The sequence below is a fragment of the Brucella pecoris genome (assembly GCF_006376675.1).
GTDB classification, from domain to species: Bacteria; Pseudomonadota; Alphaproteobacteria; order Rhizobiales; family Rhizobiaceae; genus Brucella; species Brucella pecoris.
Genome location: NZ_VEWK01000008.1, coordinates 21,585 through 37,627, shown reverse-complemented (window position 1 = coordinate 37,627; position 16,043 = coordinate 21,585). Strand labels below are relative to the sequence as shown.

Below are 16,043 nucleotides of genomic sequence, written 5' to 3'. Positions count from 1 at the left end.
TTTAGAGATAAGGCGAACCAAGCCAAATAATCCGGTCCAAAAGTCGCTCCAGAAATGGTCGGTTTTTGAGACGCGCAAGATTGACCTCGCGGCTCTCCTCTATCACCTTGCCGATGCGCTCTTCTACCTGACGCGCCACGTCGCGGTCGAGAATTTCAAGATCGACCTCGAAATTCAGCCGCAGCGAGCGCGGATCGATATTCGACGATCCGACATAGGACCACGCCCCGTCGATGGTCATCAGCTTCGAGTGATTGAAAGCGCCACCGGCCCGCCAGATGCGACAACCATCCTTCAAGAGCTGGTCGAACTGGGCGCGCATGGCACGATCCACCAGCTTCAGATTGTTGACGCCCGGCACGACGATATCCACCGACACGCCGCGCCGCGCTGCCGTCACCAGCGCGCTGATCAGTTCGCGATCCGGCAAAAGATAAGGCGTCATGATGAGAATATGCTGCTCGGCAATCGAAAACGCGCCCATCATCATGCGCTGGTTGGTTTCCACATTCTTGTCGGGACCTGATCCGACGACACGCACCAGCGTTCCCGTTCCCGGCGGGTTTTCCGGCGGCGCTATCTTCCAGGCTTCGCCGGTCAGAAGCTCGCCGGTCGCAAAGCGCCAGTCTTCGGATGCGATGTGAAAGAGATCGGCAATCGCCGGACCTTCCAACTTGAAATGCGTATCGAAGGCAACCGCATCACCCGCTATCGCGCGCACGAAACCCGCACGAATATTCATGCCGCCGGTAAAGGCGATCTTGCCGTCGACAATGAGGATTTTGCGGTGAGTGCGCAGGTTCGCATAAGGCAGGCGCAGCCCGATGATGATATTGCCATTGAACACGTCAACAGCAACGCCTTTGTCCTTCAAAAGCTTGACGATGCTCGGAAAGGAATAGCGCGCGCCGACCGCATCGACCAGCACACGCACCTCCACGCCGCGCCTGACCGCATCGCCCAGAGCATCGGCAAATTTTTCGCCAATACCATCCCGGTCGAAAATATAGGTTTCCAGCATGATGCTGCGCTCGGCCTTGCCAATGGCGTCGAGCATTGCGGCATAGGCTTCGTCGCCCGTTTCCAGCATCTCGATACTGTTGCCGCTGGTGAAATCATAGAGGCTGACCGCATCGCCAAGTATCTTCATCGCCCCGAACTGGCGTCCGAAGGCGGCACGCACGAGGTCGTTCGTCGTATCGAAGTGCGACAGGTGATAGAGCGCGATCTTGCCCATATTGGCGCGCTGGTGGGTGAGCGTCGAACGCCGGATCCGGTTCACGCCCGCGATGGCATAAACCACCGCCCCGACGATGGGCGACAGTACGATCACACCAACCCAGCCGATGGCGGTGCGCACCTCCTCCTTGGTCATGGTCGCGTGAATGGCAGCGATCGCTCCAAGAACGCCCGACAGGACAAACAGGATATGCGGCCAGTAGTGGGAAACGAGATCGAACATCACATCAACTTTAAGCGGAAAACGGCTGCAATAGCAAAGAGATATAATGCTCTGCCGAGCGAACGAACAGTGGGATTAATGATGATCTGGCGTGCACTGCGCATGAACACAACAGGTGCAGATTCGTCAGGCCGTGGCGAAAAGAGTGATTATCGAGCACCGGAGCGGAGCGTACTTGAAGGTATGTGAGCACCGAAGAGCAGAAAATTGCTCTTTGCAGCCCGGCATCACGAAGAATGCACCTGTTGTGATAAGCTGGTCAAATTCTAGAGATGCCTTATATTGTTCACGAGGCATGAAAATTTGAGGGACGACTCATGGCAACAGCTCACAATGATTTCGACCGCCCAACCCTTCCAAAAGAACTTACCGGCAAGTGGGGGTGGTTCGTCGCCCTTGGGGTGGCGCTGCTGATCCTCGGAGGCATCGCCTTCGGCAATCTCGTTCTGGCCACCGTGGTCTCGGTCTACTATGTCGGCCTGATGATGCTGATCGGCGGCGTCATCGAGATCATTCACGCGTTCGGCGTCAAAACCTGGGGCAGCTTCTTTTTCTGGCTCCTGAGCGGCCTGCTCTATACGGCAGCCGGTATTGTCGCTTTCATCAATCCGGTACTGGCAGCCGGTGTGCTGACCTTTCTTCTGGCGGCAGCTCTTCTGGGTTCCGGTGCTTTCCGCATCTGGCTCGGTTTCAAGTCCAAGCCCGCTGCCGGCTGGGGATGGGTTGTCGCAGCCGGTGTCATCACCCTGCTGCTTGGTCTCATCATCGCCATCAAATGGCCGGTCAACAGCCTGTTCATCCTCGGTCTATTTCTGGCGATAGACCTGATCTTCCAGGGCTGGTCCTTCATCGCCTTCGGCCTTGGTATCAAGAGTCGATAAAACACCACATATCACAGTCAAAGCGGCGCGTACTGCGCCGCTTTTTCATTTGAACTCGACCTTTCGGCCAAGTCCTGCTAGATGCTCCCCAACATCTTCGCGGCGCGCTTTCACGCGCAGCCCAACGTTTCGCCATCACGAGTTTCTTCATGCCCGCTGACAATCCCGTTTCCAAGCGCCGCACATTCGCGATCATCGCGCACCCGGACGCCGGTAAGACCACACTGACCGAAAAGCTGCTGCTGTTCGGCGGTGCCATCCAGCTTGCCGGTGAAGTGAAGGCCAAGAAGGATCGCATCCAGACCCGCTCGGACTGGATGAACATCGAACGCGACCGCGGCATCTCGGTCGTGACTTCGGTGATGACCTTCGAATACAAGGACTGCATCTTCAACCTGCTCGACACGCCGGGCCACGAAGACTTCGCAGACGACACCTACCGCACGCTGACTGCGGTGGACTCAGCCGTCATGGTTATCGATGCCGCAAAGGGTATCGAGCCGCGCACGCTGAAGCTGTTCGAAGTCTGCCGCATGCGCGACATTCCGATCGTCACCTTCGTCAACAAGATGGACCGTGAGGCACGCGATCCGCTCGAAATCCTCGACGAGATCGAGGAAAAGCTGGCGCTCGATACAGCCCCGATCACCTGGCCTATCGGTTCCGGCAAGAGCTTTGCAGGCACCTATGATTTGCATAACGACACGATGCGCCGTCAGGACAATGAAGAGCGGCCAACCAAGGTCAGCGGTCCGGCAGAGGCTGCAGCACTGCTGCCGGAAAACGAGCGCGAAGCCTGGCTGGAAGGTGTCGAACTGGCACGCGGCGTCTGCCGTCCGTTCGATCTCGCCTCTTTCCGCGAAGGCCATATGACCCCGGTTTATTTCGGTTCGGCGCTGAAGAATTACGGCGTGCGCGACCTGATTGAAGCCTTCTGCGATTTCGGCCCCTCGCCGCGCGACCAGCAGGCCGATACGCGTATGGTCGGTTCAACCGAAGACAAGATGACTGGCTTCGTGTTCAAGATTCAGGCCAATATGGACCCGAACCACCGCGACCGCATCGCCTTCCTGCGCGTCTGCTCGGGCAAGCTGGCACGTGGCATGAAGGCAAAACTGGTGCGCACCGGCAAACCGATGAGCCTGTCTGCGCCGCAATTCTTCTTTGCCCGTTCGCGCCAGATCGCCGACGAGGCTTTTGCGGGTGACGTGGTCGGCATCCCGAACCACGGCACGCTTCGCATAGGCGATACGCTGACCGAGGGCGAGGATATTCTGTTCCGTGGCGTGCCGAACTTTGCCCCGGAAATTTTGCGCCGCGTACGCCTCGACGACGCCATGAAGGCCAAGAAGCTGCGCGAAGCGCTGCAACAAATGGCCGAAGAAGGCGTCGTGCAGCTCTTTGTGCCCGATGACGGTTCTCCGGCCATTGTCGGTGTCGTCGGCGCTCTCCAGATCGACGTTCTGACGGAACGTCTGAAAGTGGAATATTCGCTACCGGTCGGCTTTGAAATGTCGCGCTTCTCCGTCTGCCGGTGGATTTCCGCCGACGACCCGGCCGAACTCGACAGCTTCATTGCCTCGCATCGCGCGGACATCGCGCATGACCTCGACCATGACCCGGTCTTCCTGGCGCAGAACGGCTTTTCTCTCAATTACGAGGCCGAACGCTGGAAAAATATCCGCTTTGCAACCATCAAGGACTATCAGGTCCGCGACAAGGTTTGACCCGGCAGTGAGGCCATGAACGATCCGGTTCTTAAAGCGCTCGATCTACCTGCTGCCTTTCAGCAACGACTGAAGGGCTATGGCAGCGAGCGCGACAAGCTGGGGCGTTCAACCGCCAATGTCCATCTGCTCGATCATACCGATCTCAGGCCCCTTGTTCTGAAGGTCGAGCCTGCAAGCCCGGTCGGGGAACTGGCCAATGAAGCCACGCGGCTTGACTGGCTTGCGCAACAATATCTGCCCTGCCCCGAAGTCCTCGCTTTCGAAGCCGGAACAGAGCAGAGCTTTCTGCTGATGACCCGGATTCCCGGTATCGATCTCGCTTCCGCCGTAGGCTCCGTTCCACCGGATCGCATCGCGCATATTCTGGCTATCGCGCTGAAATCGATACACGCCATCGACCCGGCTTTATGTCCGTTCGATCACAGGCTTGATATCCGGATCGAAGATGCGCGCAAGCGTGTCGAAGCAGGTGCTGTCGACGAGGAGGATTTTGACGACGAGCGCGAAGGACAGACCGCACAGGACCTGTTTGCGGAACTGCGTCGGTTGAAACCAGAAAACGAAGACATCGTCGTCACGCATGGCGATGCCTGCTTGCCCAACTTCATGATGGACAAGAACGGTTTTACCGGTTTCATCGACTGCGGCAGGCTCGGCCTTGCCGACCGCCATCAGGATCTGGCACTGACCTGCTGGAGCATTCGTTATAATCTGGGCGAAGAATGGGTAAAGCCCTTCCTCGACACCTATGGTGGCCCGGCAATCGATGATGCAAAGATCGCCTATTATCGTCTACTGGACGAGTTTTTCTAAGAACGGTCAGCCTTTCGCTTCGATGAGCCATTCGGCGATTTTTGCCGCCAGCCTTTCAGCCACCTGTTCCTTGCTCATTTCCGGCCATTCCTCGATACCCGAATGGCTCAGAATACGGACATGATTGCGGTCACCGCCCATCACGCTGCCTTCACCCGGCACATGCGAAACATCGTTGGCGACAATCCAGTCCGCACCTTTCTTCTCAAGCTTGGCTCTCGCGTTTTCGGCCACGTTCTGCGTTTCCGCTGCAAAGCCCACCACAAGACCGGGGCGCTTGTCACTGTGACCGACACCAGCGAGAATGTCGGGGTTCTCGACCATGGCAAGTGTGGGAGCGCTTTCGCCGGGCTTTTTCTTGATCTTCTGCCCGGCTTCATTGGCGGTGCGCCAATCGGCAACGGCTGCCACCATGATCGCCGCATCGGCGGGGAGATGCCGCTCCACAGCAGCCTGCATTTCACGCGCCGTCTCGACATGGATGACATCGACGTCTTCGGGATCGGGAATAGTGACCGGGCCGGACACCAGATGCACAGTCGCGCCAAGCCGCGCCAGCGCCGCCGCAATGGCATGGCCCTGCTTGCCGGAAGATCGATTGGCGATATAGCGCACCGGATCGATCGGCTCGTGCGTCGGCCCGGAAGTCATGACAACGGTTTTGCCCGCAAGCGGCTTTGCCTGCGGTGCCAGCAAATTTTCTATTACGGCAACAATTGCCAACGGTTCACTCATCCGGCCTGTTCCGGCTTCACCGCTTTCCGCCATCTCGCCCTTCTCCGGACCAATGAAGTGCACGCCGTCCTTTTCGAGCGTCAGACGGTTGCGTCTCGTCGCGGAATTATCCCACATGGCAGGGTTCATGGCAGGTGCAACGAGCACCGGAACTTTGCGGGCAAGCAGCACTGCGCTGGCAAGATCGTCAGCCAGACCATTGGCCATCTTGGCCATCAGGTTGGCGGTCGTGGGCGCGACGACGATCAGGTCCGCATCACGCGCCAGCCGGATGTGGCCTACATCCTGCTCATCCTCTCGCGAAAACAGATCGGTAAAGACGTGATCGGCAGAAACTGCGCCAATGGTCAGCGGTGTCACGAATTGCTGTGCTGCTGCCGTCATCAATGGACGCACATGCGCGCCACGCTCACGCAGCCGCCGAATGAGGTCCGGCGTCTTATAGGCGGCGATGCCACCGCCGATAATGAGAAGAATCCGTTTGCCAGCCAGCGAAGCTCCTGCGCCTGAAGACACTGTAGTAGCTTGCGGAGCTTCATTCAGTCCGGCCAGAAGAAGCCGCGCCTCTTCTTCCATGGAGCGCCCATTCTGTGCTGCCCTGATGCGCAGTCGTTCTTTAGCGGCATCATCGAGATTACGAATGGTAATACTGGCCATCTGATTGCACCTGCTCGTTACAAGTGCAATCATTGAAATCATATCAGGGTTGATCTGTCACTTTAAAAGTGAGTTTAGAGCCAAAGATAGAGTTTAATCGCTATCGCCGCGAGTGAAATCGCAATCACCACCTGCGCGATACGGCCCCAGCGTGAATGCTTGGCTTCGGCGCGACCGATGGCTTCCGCCGTCGCCGCATCGAAGCACAAACCGTTGGCGGCCATATCATCCAGTGCCACCGAAACTCGCTCCACACGCGCCACAAGTTCCGGCGTCTTGCGCGTGAAATGAAGCAGCGAATAAGCGCTGTCCTTCGCATCGACAAGCATACCTTGCGGTCCAAGATTTTTGGCGATCCAGTCGCCGACGACCGGCTCCGCCGCTTTCCACATATTGAAATGCGGATTGAGCGTACGCGACACCCCTTCCACGACGACCATGGTTTTCTGGAGCATCAGAAGTTCCGGCCGTGTCTCCATGTCGAAAAGCTGGGTCACTTCGAACAGAAGCGTCAGCAGCTTGGCCATGGAGATAGTTTCTGCCGGCTGGCCGTGGATCGGCTCACCGATAGCGCGAATGGCCTGTGCAAAGCTCGCCACATCATGGGTGTGTGGCACATAACCCGCTTCGAAATGCACTTCCGCCACGCGCATATAATCACGTGTGATGAAGCCATAGAGAATTTCAGCAAGGAAGCGCCGCTGCTGCTTGTTCAGCCGTCCGGTAATGCCAAAATCGACCGCAACAATGATGCCTTGCGGATCGACGAACAGATTGCCCGGATGCATGTCGGCATGAAAAAAGCCATCGCGCAGTGTATGACGCAGGAAGGACTGGATCAGCGTTTCGGCAAGCTTCTTCAGATCGAAACCGGCTGCTTCAAGTGCAGAAATATCCGACATCTTAATGCCGTCGATCCATTCGAGCGTCAGCACATCGCGACCGGTCCGTTCCCAATCGACATTGGGAACACGGAAACCCGCATCGCTCTTGATGTTTTCGGCAATCTCGGAAAGCGCTGCCGCTTCCAGTCGCAAATCCATCTCGATGCGGGTCGTCTGCTGTAGCGTCTCGACAACCTGAACCGGACGCAGTCGGCGCGTGAAGGGAACGTGGCGCTCCTGCATGCGCGCGACCATGTAGAAACCTTCAAGGTCGCGGGCAAAGCGCTGGCGAACGCCCGGCCGAATAACCTTGACTGCAACTTTCTGCGGTTTGCCGTCCTTTATGACTTCAGCCGGATGCACCTGCGCCATCGACGCAGCCGCTATCGGCGCATCGAAATGCAGGTAAAGATCATCGATCTTACGTCCAAGCGAGCCTTCGACGCCCGCAATCGCATCGGCTTGCGGGAAAAAGTCGAGACGATCCTGCAAAAGCTCCAGATCGGCAGCAACGTCTTGCCCTACAATATCCGGGCGGGTTGCCAGAAACTGGCCAAGCTTCACATAGGATGGACCGAGCTTGTTCATGGCTCGCGACATGCGCTCGGAACGCTGCATGTGCCGCGCACGCGGGCGCGCCAGAATGCCTGCAATCTTGTGTCCGAGCGCTGGAAGACCGGAAAGCCCTTCCACCGGCAAGGCGCTGATAACGCCTTCGCGCGTCAATATCCATCCGGCCCGCATCAGCCGAAAAGCGGCGGATAGATTACTCATGCCTCGATGCCCCGTTCTGACCCCAATTCATCACAGGCACAATCAAAGCTTCCAGCCGGAATGAAGCGCGGCAATGCCTCCAGTGAAATTGCGATAGCTCACGCGCTCGAAACCAGCCTTTTCGATCATCGCGGCAAAATCCTGCTGCTTGGGGAATTTGCGGATCGATTCAACCAGATAGCTGTAGGAATCAGCATCGCCGGTAATCATCTTGCCGATGCGTGGAATGGCATGGAACGACCACTGGTCGTAAATCTTGTCGAGAACCGGCAACTCAACTTCGGAGAATTCGAGGCAGAGGAAACGACCGCCCGGCTTCAATACGCGATAGGCTTCGGACAGCGCTTTGTCGATATGCGGCACATTACGAATGCCGAAGGCAATCGTGTAGGCGTCGAAACTGCTGTCCTCGAACGGCAGTTCTTCAGCATTTGCCTCTACGAATTCGAGATTGTCGGCAAGGCCCTTCTTGATCGCCCGTTCACGACCAACACCGAGCATCGATCCGTTAATATCGAGAATGGTGACATGGGCCTGACGGCCGGAAGCCTCGACAATACGGAAAGCAATATCGCCGGTGCCGCCTGCGACGTCGAGGGAGGTCCAGCCGGGGCGCTTCGATGGCGCCAGCCATGCAATCATCGCATCTTTCCAGACGCGGTGCATACCCGCAGACATGAGATCATTCATCACGTCGTACTTGCTGGCGACCTTATGGAATACGTCGTTGACCAGGCTCTGCTTTTCGCTTTCGTCAACCGCCTTGAAGCCGAATGAATGCTCCATGCCACCTTGTGCGCCGACGCGGTCCGCATTGCCGTTCTGCTGGCTCATAGCTCATCCTGCTTTTTGAATAGTCTGACGAAAATGATTTTCGGTTATGCATATAAAGCTTGTGCCGAACGATACAAGCAGAGACCGTCCTCCACTACCCCTTTTGTGATCCGGCACCTGTGAACTGGCTTGCGTTAGCGCTTAAAAATGGCCAAAGAGACATAAAACTGTGCGTGCGCGCTCGCCACGCGTTTTCTCCGGCGCAAACTGCCGCTAAAGTCAAAAAGATAACAAGAAAAGTGGAAAGATCATGGGCGTTACAGTCGTCAGCCATCCGCTTGTCCAGCACAAGCTCACCATCATGCGCAAGAAGGAAACGTCCACAGCCAGCTTTCGGCGGCTGCTGAAGGAAATATCGCTGTTGCTCTGCTATGAAGTGACGCGCGATCTCGAACTGACCACCATGCCGATCGAAACACCGTTGATGCCAATGGAAGCGCCGGTGCTTGAAGGCAAGAAGCTTGTCTTCGCCTCGATCCTGCGTGCGGGCAACGGTCTTCTCGAAGGCATGCTCGATCTGGTGCCTGCGGCCCGCGTCGCCCATATCGGCCTTTATCGAGATCACGACACGCTGCAGCCGGTCGAATATTACTTCAAGGCGCCGGAAGACATCGTCAACCGCCTCATCATCGTGGTCGATCCGATGCTGGCCACCGGGCATTCGGCAATTGCAGCCATCGACAAGCTGAAGGAACGCGGCGCGACCAATATCCGCTTCCTCTGCCTGCTGGCCGCACCGGAAGGCATCAAGCGATTTACCGACGCCCATCCGGATGTCGACGTGTTCACGGCCTCCATCGATGAACGTCTCGATGAAAAGGGCTATATCGTTCCCGGCCTCGGCGATGCGGGCGACCGCATGTACGGCACGAAATAAGCACCAGCGCGCATCCCGAAAAGTGTAAAGTGGCTTTCGGGATACGCGCTAAAATAAACAATGCAGAGCGGCCCGCGCCTGCTATTGTCCTTGGAAACGGGGGCGGCATGGCGCGGGTTTTTACGATCCTTCTGGTATTTGCGGGACTGGCAATAGCCTTCCCGCTTTTGTTTGAGAAATTCGGCCAAGGACCGAAAGCCGTTTCAAACACATCCGCTACAGCTTCGACGGTTCCTTCGCAGAACGCCACCGCCTATAGCGGACGCCGCACACAGATCGCGCCGGACAGTCGCGGTCATTTCATCACGGACATAAAGGTTGCCGGTCAATCCCTTCGCGCCATGGTGGATACGGGAGCAAGTGTCGTTGCGATCAACGCCAGCGCCGCAAGGCGCGTCGGCCTGTCGCTCAAACCCGCCGATTTCAAATATCGCGTCTCGACCGCCAATGGCGAAACCATTGCTGCATCCGCCACCCTGCCCAGCATCGAAATCGGACGAGTCCGGTTGGAAAATGTGGAAGCCATGGTACTGCGTGACGATGCTCTGTCCGACACGCTTCTCGGCATGAGCTTTCTGAAGCGTCTGCGTCACTATGAAGTTTCAAACGGCACACTCGTGCTGACGCAATGATGTGATACCGTACTTCCGATATGGATCGAAAGCGGCTAAACCCCGCTGACCACCGATACCCAAAGACCAATGGAACCCAGCCATGACACCGGACCAGCGCCTGACCGAGCTCGAAATTCGCGTAGTCGAACAGGAAAAGACAATCGATGAGTTGTCATCCGTTCTGGCCGAACAATGGAAAACCATAGATCAGCTTTCCAAGAAACTCGGCGCATTGACCGACCGTTTTCTGGAACTGGAAGAACAGACTGCGCCGGACGTGCCGGTCACCAAGCCACCGCACTGGTAAAGCCATGCTCCAGATCGCCTCCCTCGCTGAGCGTCCCGATCTCGTGCCCATCTGTGCCGCATGGAACCATGCGGAATGGGGCGAATTTTCCGGTTCATCCCTTGAGCAGACAGCCAAGGCTTTCGGCGAAATTTCCCGCGAAAACGATGGACAGGCGGCACGGGTCGCGCTTTGGAACGGGCAACCCGCCGGTCTTGCCCTTCTGATCCACAGCGATCTGGAAACCCATCCACATCTGAAGCCTTGGGTGGCGAGCGTGTTCGTCGCACCCGACTATCGCGGCAAAGGCATTGCCAAAGGTCTTGTCAGCGCCATCGAGGACGCCGCGCAGGAACTCGGCTATGGAGAAATCTATCTCTATACGAACAAGCCGGACCTATACCGGCAAATAGGTTGGAGCGATTTCGAGCATCTGGAAGGCGACTATGCCGGGATGTTGATCCTGAAAAAACAGACCGCGCGGTAAGGACCGCGCGATCTGTTGATTACAACCCGCTTATTGTGCCAACGGGATCGGGCAGCTCACGCCGGTGCCGCGCAATCCGCAATAACCATTCGGGTTCTTCGCCAGATATTGCTGGTGATAGTCCTCGGCATAATAGAGTTCCGGCGCATCCTCGATTTCCGTGGTGATCGGACCGAGATCACGGGCAGCAAGCGCCTGCGAATAGGCTTCACGGCTCTTTTCCGCCACGTCACGATCCGCCTTGTCGAACGTATAGATGACCGAACGATAGGTCGTGCCTATATCGTTGCCCTGCCGCATGCCCTGGGTTGGATCGTGCTCCTCCCAGAACAGGGTCAGCAACTCATCGAGGCTCACGACGTTGGGATCGTAGACCACAAGCACAACTTCGGCATGACCAGTCAGTCCGGTGCAGGTTTCCTCATAGGTGGGGTTGGGCGTCGAGCCGCCCGCATAGCCGACAGCGGTGACATAAACACCCGGCACCTGCCAGAACAGGCGCTCGGCACCCCAGAAACAGCCCATTCCGAACAGAACCTGCTTGTAGCCTTCCGGCCAGGGGCCTTTCAGCGGACGACCGTTAACGAAGTGGGTCACGGATGTCGGGATCGGTTGCGCGCGTCCGGGCAAGGCCTCATCCGACGAAGGCATCTGCGTCTTCTTGCGATAGCTGTCCAAGAAACTCATGGTCTCCACCTCCTGATTATCGAGCGGTGAAGCGTCCCAGAGGGCGCTCCCGACGATGACCGATTGCATAGAATAAAAGGGCGAGAATGCCGAAAAGAAGCCAGCCCGGTTGCTCAAGCAGCGGAATGCAGACTGCATTCCAGGCTCCTGCCCCTATATAGTGCGTCACGAAGGTTTCTGCATCGGCCAATGTCTCGGGCGCATTACGCGACCACATGGACAAAAGTGGTTTTGCCGTGAACTGTGATGCTCCGACGGAACGCGCACCATCAAGGACCGCGAAAATCACAGCCAAAGCCAGAAAAACAACCGCAAAACCACGCAATACAAATCGGATCACGATTCTCTGCCCCGGAATTCCTACCCTGATCTCGGCACCGGTTTTCAGCCCGGTCATCCGAGGATTTGTCTTTTTGATGTTGCTAAAGCATAGCACACAGAGCCCGTCAGACTCAAAGCCACGCAGCAACACAATTGCACGATTAAAATAAAGCCAAATAATTACATATGGTTACGCCTCATATACCGTTCTTTGCACAGGCTCGGTGATTTAGGCACAAAAACTTGCAAATAGCTGTTGAACATATGCATTTTCTGGCTATATTCGCGCCGCACCCGCTAGTTGGCGATTAACCAGCGCCTGTTTCGAAAAGCGGTGCCACGTTTGCAGTCAGTTTTCACCGTGATACACGGTTTCCCGACAGCAAGGCGGACGGAGAGGTGGCCGAGTGGTTGAAGGCGCACGCCTGGAAAGTGTGTATACGGGGAACCGTATCGCGGGTTCGAATCCCGCTCTCTCCGCCATTTGATCTTCCCAAGAATTGACAAGAGATGCACCTATGAACGCAGTAGGCAATTGCTGCGTCTGTAGCCAAGGTAATCAAAGCCGGAGGTTTGGGCCTCCGGCTTTGATTTTTTAGTTCAGGCCTTCTTCCCTGAATGCCTTCTGCACGTTTGGGCGGGCCAGCACATGCTCGCGCAATTTCAGAGCCTTGGGATAAGCACTGAGATCAAGCTTGAGGCCGACACCCCAGCCAATGATGACAGACGCATAGGCATCAGGCTGCGTGAAGTCATCGCCTAGCCAGTAAGCATTCTTATCCGACAGCATGGCTTCGAACTGGCCCAGGCGACGATTGATATTAGCGATAACGCCAGCTTTGGCTTCCTCGCTCAGGTTCGGCGCGAACAGACCACTAAAGGCCGAATGCAAGTCCGAGCAGAAGCCGAGCGCTTCCTGCAGGCGTGCGCGTTCAATCGTGCCATAGGCAGGCTTGAACGCCGCAACATCGGAATGGTCACCAATATATTGGAGGATTGCCGCGTTCTGCGTAATGACAGTGCCGGGCTCCACTTCCAGCGCGGGAACTGCTCCACGCGGATTGACCACGAAATAGTCGGCACCATCTGCCGTCGTCTTGGCCTTGAGGTCCACGGCTTCCAGTTCATAAGGCAGGCCTGCTTCGCTCAGAATGATATGGGGTGCGAGCGAACAAGCACCAACCTTGTAATAAAGCTTCATAGAAATCTCCGATCAGTTTCGATGAAAGATTTCTACCAATTCTGGCGCGCCTCGCAAGAAACTGGGGATCACATTTCTTTGTGATGCACCATCATTCGAAAGATCGTCTCACGACGCGCGATTTGTCAGAAAAGCGATGCGATCCGCGCAGGCTTCGAAGACTGCATTCGCGTGACGACAACCATCTTGTTGAACTCACCGCGCTTGAAGGCACGCAGGAAGCGGGCGTAGTCCTTGAACACCACACAACCGTTGGAATCACCACGGCGCCCCAACATAAAAGTATGCGCCAGCAGACCATCGCGATTATAGCGGTTATTGCCGTCAACGGGCGTAAGGCGGATCGCCTCGACACCATGGAACAGCGCCTCGCGCATGCGCAGATCATAGGTATGCGGCGGCGTGGGCCCGCGGTTCTTCTGGTTCACATAGCGCGGGTTATCACGCATCGGGCCGAGGCCGGAATGTGCTTCCAGGCGTTCTCCGCCCGGCAGATAAACGGTAGCTGCTGAAATGTCATAGATAGCGACTTTGCTGCGCGAAGCCTGATTGAGAAGCGGGCTGAACAGGCCGGGGCGTGGCTCCTCGGTTGCACCGCTTTCCGGCGCATAGGCGAGTTCGGTCTTCTCATGCATACGGGAGCGACGCAGCGAAGGCTTGGCGCCTGGTAACGGTACATCATCGGGCAGGAACGCGTCGCGGGCGGCCTCGTCTTCTGCAGCCATATCGGTCTTCTGATCCGGAGCGAGTTGCGGAACAGGAACAGCAATGCCGGCGGGAAGGTTCGCCTGCATTTCAACGGCATCCGCTTCTTCTGCTTGCGAAAGAGGCGCTATCTTGCTGAAAGCCGACGCAGCTGCCGCTGCGGTCGGCATCGGCGCATAGGCGACCACGTTCGTACCGGTAGTCGCAGCCGGTTGCTCTTGCCCCACTCTCGCCACAACAGGCTCTTCGCGCCGGACGCGGTCAGCGCGCAATTCGACAAGAGAGGCCGTATCGACGGGTTTGTCCTCGATCACGGAGTCAGGCCCAATGTCGGCAATGATCGGTTCATCGCTCGCGCCTTTGGTGCGGCGCCAGTCGAGATTGGAATAGGCCGTATCGGCAGTGTAGGCATTGATGAAACTTTGCCTGATCTTCCGTGATGGCGCGATCTTGTGATCAACGACTGCAAGTGCCTGCGGCGCTGTCAACGAAACCCGGCGCATGATCGGAGCGACAGGCGCAAAGGCCGGCACGATCGTTTCAAGCGTGCCGAGCGCCGTCATCATCCAGCTACCGGCCACGAGGCCCGTCACGGCGAAGACCGCAACGCGCGTAAAACCCCTGAAACCGAATGGAAGCCTGATGCCGTTGCTGCGCGGTGCCGCGTAGTCATACACTTCTGTTACACACGCCATGATACAAAATCCGAGTGAAGATCAACTTTCGCGGCACCGCCTTGCATGTCAGTTCGGCAAAAAGACGAACAAGACATGACAAGACGGTGACTGGAAGGTCGCCTCCAGCATCGTCAATTATGGTAACCAAATCCTTTACGGGATGAAGAAATCCGGTTCAGCGGGCCTCGGAAAACAATTCAGGCGGTCAGGAGATAGGCGCCCTGCGTGGCGCTCGGGAATTCCAATCCCTCCACGGCCACGCGATTGCGTCCGCGATGCTTTACACGCATCAGGGCAAGATCGGCACGGGCCGCCGTTTCCCATAGTGTCTCACCACCGCGCACCATGGCGATACCGAAACTGCATGTCAGTTGGCGCCCTGCAGGCAGCATGGGAAAACTGTGGCGGGCGACGCGTCCGCAGAGCCTGTTGCCCAGTCGCTCGCATGTCTCTGCATCGCCATGAACCAGAAGAACAAACTCTTCACCACCGATGCGCCCGACAATCGTCGTGTTTGCTGCCGACGTTTGCAGGATGCGGGCGAACTCGACCAGAACCTGATCGCCGGTCGCATGGCCCAACTCATCATTGATTGACTTGAAGTGGTCTATATCGGCGATGATGACCCCATAATCACCGCGCTGGGCCTCGGCCAGGCGCAGATGCGCGTGACGCTCAAGACCACGACGATTGAAAACACCGGTCAGCGGGTCGGAGTCGCGCTCCGCCTGCAACTCCTTCACCACATCGGAAGTCGTCACCACCAGAAGAACAAGCCCGGCAAAGACGCCAGCAAAGGCACCGAATATCATGATGCCTTGCCAATAGCGCGAATGTATCAGCTCGGAAGGTCGTGCAATTTCGGGGGAAAGCCCTAGCGCCATTCCAGCCTGTACATAGAAATGCACCGTCAACAGCAGCAATGCGCCAAACAGCACGCGCTCGATCCAGCTTCGGTGTGCGAGATCGCGCGCCTGAATGCAAAGAACGGCCACCAGACTGCCCAGAGTCAACTGCACCGCAGGCGCAATCCGCGCATAGCTCGTATCATTCGCGATGAAATAGATCATCGCACCAAGGAGACCGAGCCCTATCAAGCCTGACGCCAGGCGGGAATATCGCCCGCCCATGCGTATCATCACACCTTCGCATAGCAGCCAGCCGCCCATAAAATGAAAAGTCGTGGCAATCGGCGAGGTCAGGGTAAGGCTGTTCGAGATCAGCGATATCGGGACCAGAAGTCCAAAAGCAAAGCTGGCAAAGCTCAGGCCGAAAAGCAAAAGATGCCTGCGCTTCGTGTCGAGCATCCAGATGCCCAACATCGTCGCAGCAAACAGCAATACTACCAGCGGCGGCACAAACTTCACGTACAGGCCCTAAATCGGTTGAAAATGAGAATGCGAAAACGCTATTTCAAA

At 57.0% G+C, this 16,043-nt stretch carries 16 protein-coding genes and 1 tRNA gene; 8 read left to right on the top strand and 9 right to left on the bottom strand.

Going from position 1 to position 16,043, the window contains the following annotated elements:
- Position 1: 1 nt before the first annotated feature.
- Positions 2 to 1,462: a cardiolipin synthase gene (gene cls / locus FIB18_RS15135; protein WP_140021498.1), complete on the bottom strand. Its 1,461-nt coding sequence runs from the start codon at positions 1,460 to 1,462 to the stop codon at positions 2 to 4.
- A gap of 317 nt (positions 1,463 to 1,779) precedes the next feature.
- Here cls and FIB18_RS15130 point away from each other — a divergent pair, with 317 nt between their 5' ends.
- The 3 genes from FIB18_RS15130 to FIB18_RS15120 all read left to right on the top strand — a co-directional run bounded on the left by FIB18_RS15130 (position 1,780) and on the right by FIB18_RS15120 (position 4,886).
- Positions 1,780 to 2,343, top strand: coding sequence for an HdeD family acid-resistance protein (locus FIB18_RS15130; protein WP_140021497.1), 564 nt, complete (start codon positions 1,780 to 1,782; stop codon positions 2,341 to 2,343).
- Between the two features lie 149 nt (positions 2,344 to 2,492).
- A complete protein-coding gene (locus FIB18_RS15125; RefSeq protein ID WP_140021496.1) occupies positions 2,493 to 4,070 on the top strand; it encodes a peptide chain release factor 3 in 1,578 nt (525 codons plus the stop codon).
- A gap of 15 nt (positions 4,071 to 4,085) precedes the next feature.
- On the top strand, positions 4,086 to 4,886 hold the full coding sequence (locus FIB18_RS15120; protein ID WP_140021495.1) for an APH(3')-II family aminoglycoside O-phosphotransferase: 801 nt from the start codon (positions 4,086 to 4,088) through the stop codon (positions 4,884 to 4,886).
- A gap of 6 nt (positions 4,887 to 4,892) precedes the next feature.
- Here the strand turns inward: FIB18_RS15120 and coaBC are convergent, their stop codons facing one another.
- The 3 genes from coaBC to ubiE all read right to left on the bottom strand — a co-directional run bounded on the left by coaBC (position 4,893) and on the right by ubiE (position 8,770).
- On the bottom strand, positions 4,893 to 6,278 hold the full coding sequence (gene coaBC, locus FIB18_RS15115) for a bifunctional phosphopantothenoylcysteine decarboxylase/phosphopantothenate--cysteine ligase CoaBC (protein ID WP_235894902.1): 1,386 nt from the start codon (positions 6,276 to 6,278) through the stop codon (positions 4,893 to 4,895).
- A 74-nt stretch (positions 6,279 to 6,352) separates the two neighbouring features.
- Positions 6,353 to 7,936 (bottom strand): 2-polyprenylphenol 6-hydroxylase, encoded by a 1,584-nt coding sequence (gene ubiB, locus FIB18_RS15110; RefSeq protein ID WP_140021494.1) that lies wholly within the window; start codon positions 7,934 to 7,936, stop codon positions 6,353 to 6,355.
- Positions 7,937 to 7,978: 42 nt separating this feature from the next.
- Positions 7,979 to 8,770, bottom strand: a complete 792-nt coding sequence (gene ubiE, locus FIB18_RS15105) for a bifunctional demethylmenaquinone methyltransferase/2-methoxy-6-polyprenyl-1,4-benzoquinol methylase UbiE (RefSeq protein WP_140021493.1) — start codon at positions 8,768 to 8,770, stop codon at positions 7,979 to 7,981.
- A gap of 250 nt (positions 8,771 to 9,020) precedes the next feature.
- On the opposite strand from ubiE, the gene upp reads away from it, so the two are divergent.
- The 4 genes from upp to FIB18_RS15085 all read left to right on the top strand — a co-directional run bounded on the left by upp (position 9,021) and on the right by FIB18_RS15085 (position 11,034).
- Positions 9,021 to 9,647 carry a uracil phosphoribosyltransferase gene (upp, locus tag FIB18_RS15100; protein ID WP_174977437.1) on the top strand — a complete coding sequence of 209 codons (627 nt, stop codon included), beginning with the start codon at positions 9,021 to 9,023 and terminating at the stop codon, positions 9,645 to 9,647.
- A 107-nt stretch (positions 9,648 to 9,754) separates the two neighbouring features.
- Entirely contained in the window at positions 9,755 to 10,279 is a 525-nt protein-coding gene (locus FIB18_RS15095) for a retropepsin-like aspartic protease family protein (protein WP_140021491.1), read from the top strand.
- 82 nt (positions 10,280 to 10,361) lie between these two features.
- Positions 10,362 to 10,568: a SlyX family protein gene (locus tag FIB18_RS15090; protein WP_105542547.1), complete on the top strand. Its 207-nt coding sequence runs from the start codon at positions 10,362 to 10,364 to the stop codon at positions 10,566 to 10,568.
- 4 nt (positions 10,569 to 10,572) lie between these two features.
- Positions 10,573 to 11,034 carry a GNAT family N-acetyltransferase gene (locus tag FIB18_RS15085; protein WP_140021490.1) on the top strand — a complete coding sequence of 154 codons (462 nt, stop codon included), beginning with the start codon at positions 10,573 to 10,575 and terminating at the stop codon, positions 11,032 to 11,034.
- 30 nt (positions 11,035 to 11,064) lie between these two features.
- Here the strand turns inward: FIB18_RS15085 and msrA are convergent, their stop codons facing one another.
- Complete coding sequence (msrA, locus tag FIB18_RS15080; RefSeq protein ID WP_140021489.1) at positions 11,065 to 11,721, bottom strand: peptide-methionine (S)-S-oxide reductase MsrA; 657 nt, start codon at positions 11,719 to 11,721, stop codon at positions 11,065 to 11,067.
- A 16-nt stretch (positions 11,722 to 11,737) separates the two neighbouring features.
- Positions 11,738 to 12,061, bottom strand: a complete 324-nt coding sequence (locus FIB18_RS15075; protein ID WP_140021488.1) for a hypothetical protein — start codon at positions 12,059 to 12,061, stop codon at positions 11,738 to 11,740.
- 374 nt (positions 12,062 to 12,435) lie between these two features.
- Between FIB18_RS15075 and FIB18_RS15070 the strand changes: the two genes are divergently transcribed.
- Positions 12,436 to 12,525 (top strand) — tRNA-Ser (locus FIB18_RS15070).
- Positions 12,526 to 12,637: 112 nt separating this feature from the next.
- Here the strand turns inward: FIB18_RS15070 and gst are convergent.
- The 3 genes from gst to FIB18_RS15055 form a co-directional block, all read right to left on the bottom strand.
- Positions 12,638 to 13,243, bottom strand: a complete 606-nt coding sequence (gene gst / locus FIB18_RS15065) for a glutathione transferase (protein WP_140021487.1) — start codon at positions 13,241 to 13,243, stop codon at positions 12,638 to 12,640.
- A 125-nt stretch (positions 13,244 to 13,368) separates the two neighbouring features.
- A complete protein-coding gene (locus tag FIB18_RS15060) occupies positions 13,369 to 14,643 on the bottom strand; it encodes a DUF2778 domain-containing protein (protein ID WP_140021486.1) in 1,275 nt (424 codons plus the stop codon).
- Positions 14,644 to 14,822: 179 nt separating this feature from the next.
- Positions 14,823 to 15,992 (bottom strand): GGDEF domain-containing protein, encoded by a 1,170-nt coding sequence (locus FIB18_RS15055; protein ID WP_140021485.1) that lies wholly within the window; start codon positions 15,990 to 15,992, stop codon positions 14,823 to 14,825.
- Positions 15,993 to 16,043 lie beyond the last annotated feature (51 nt).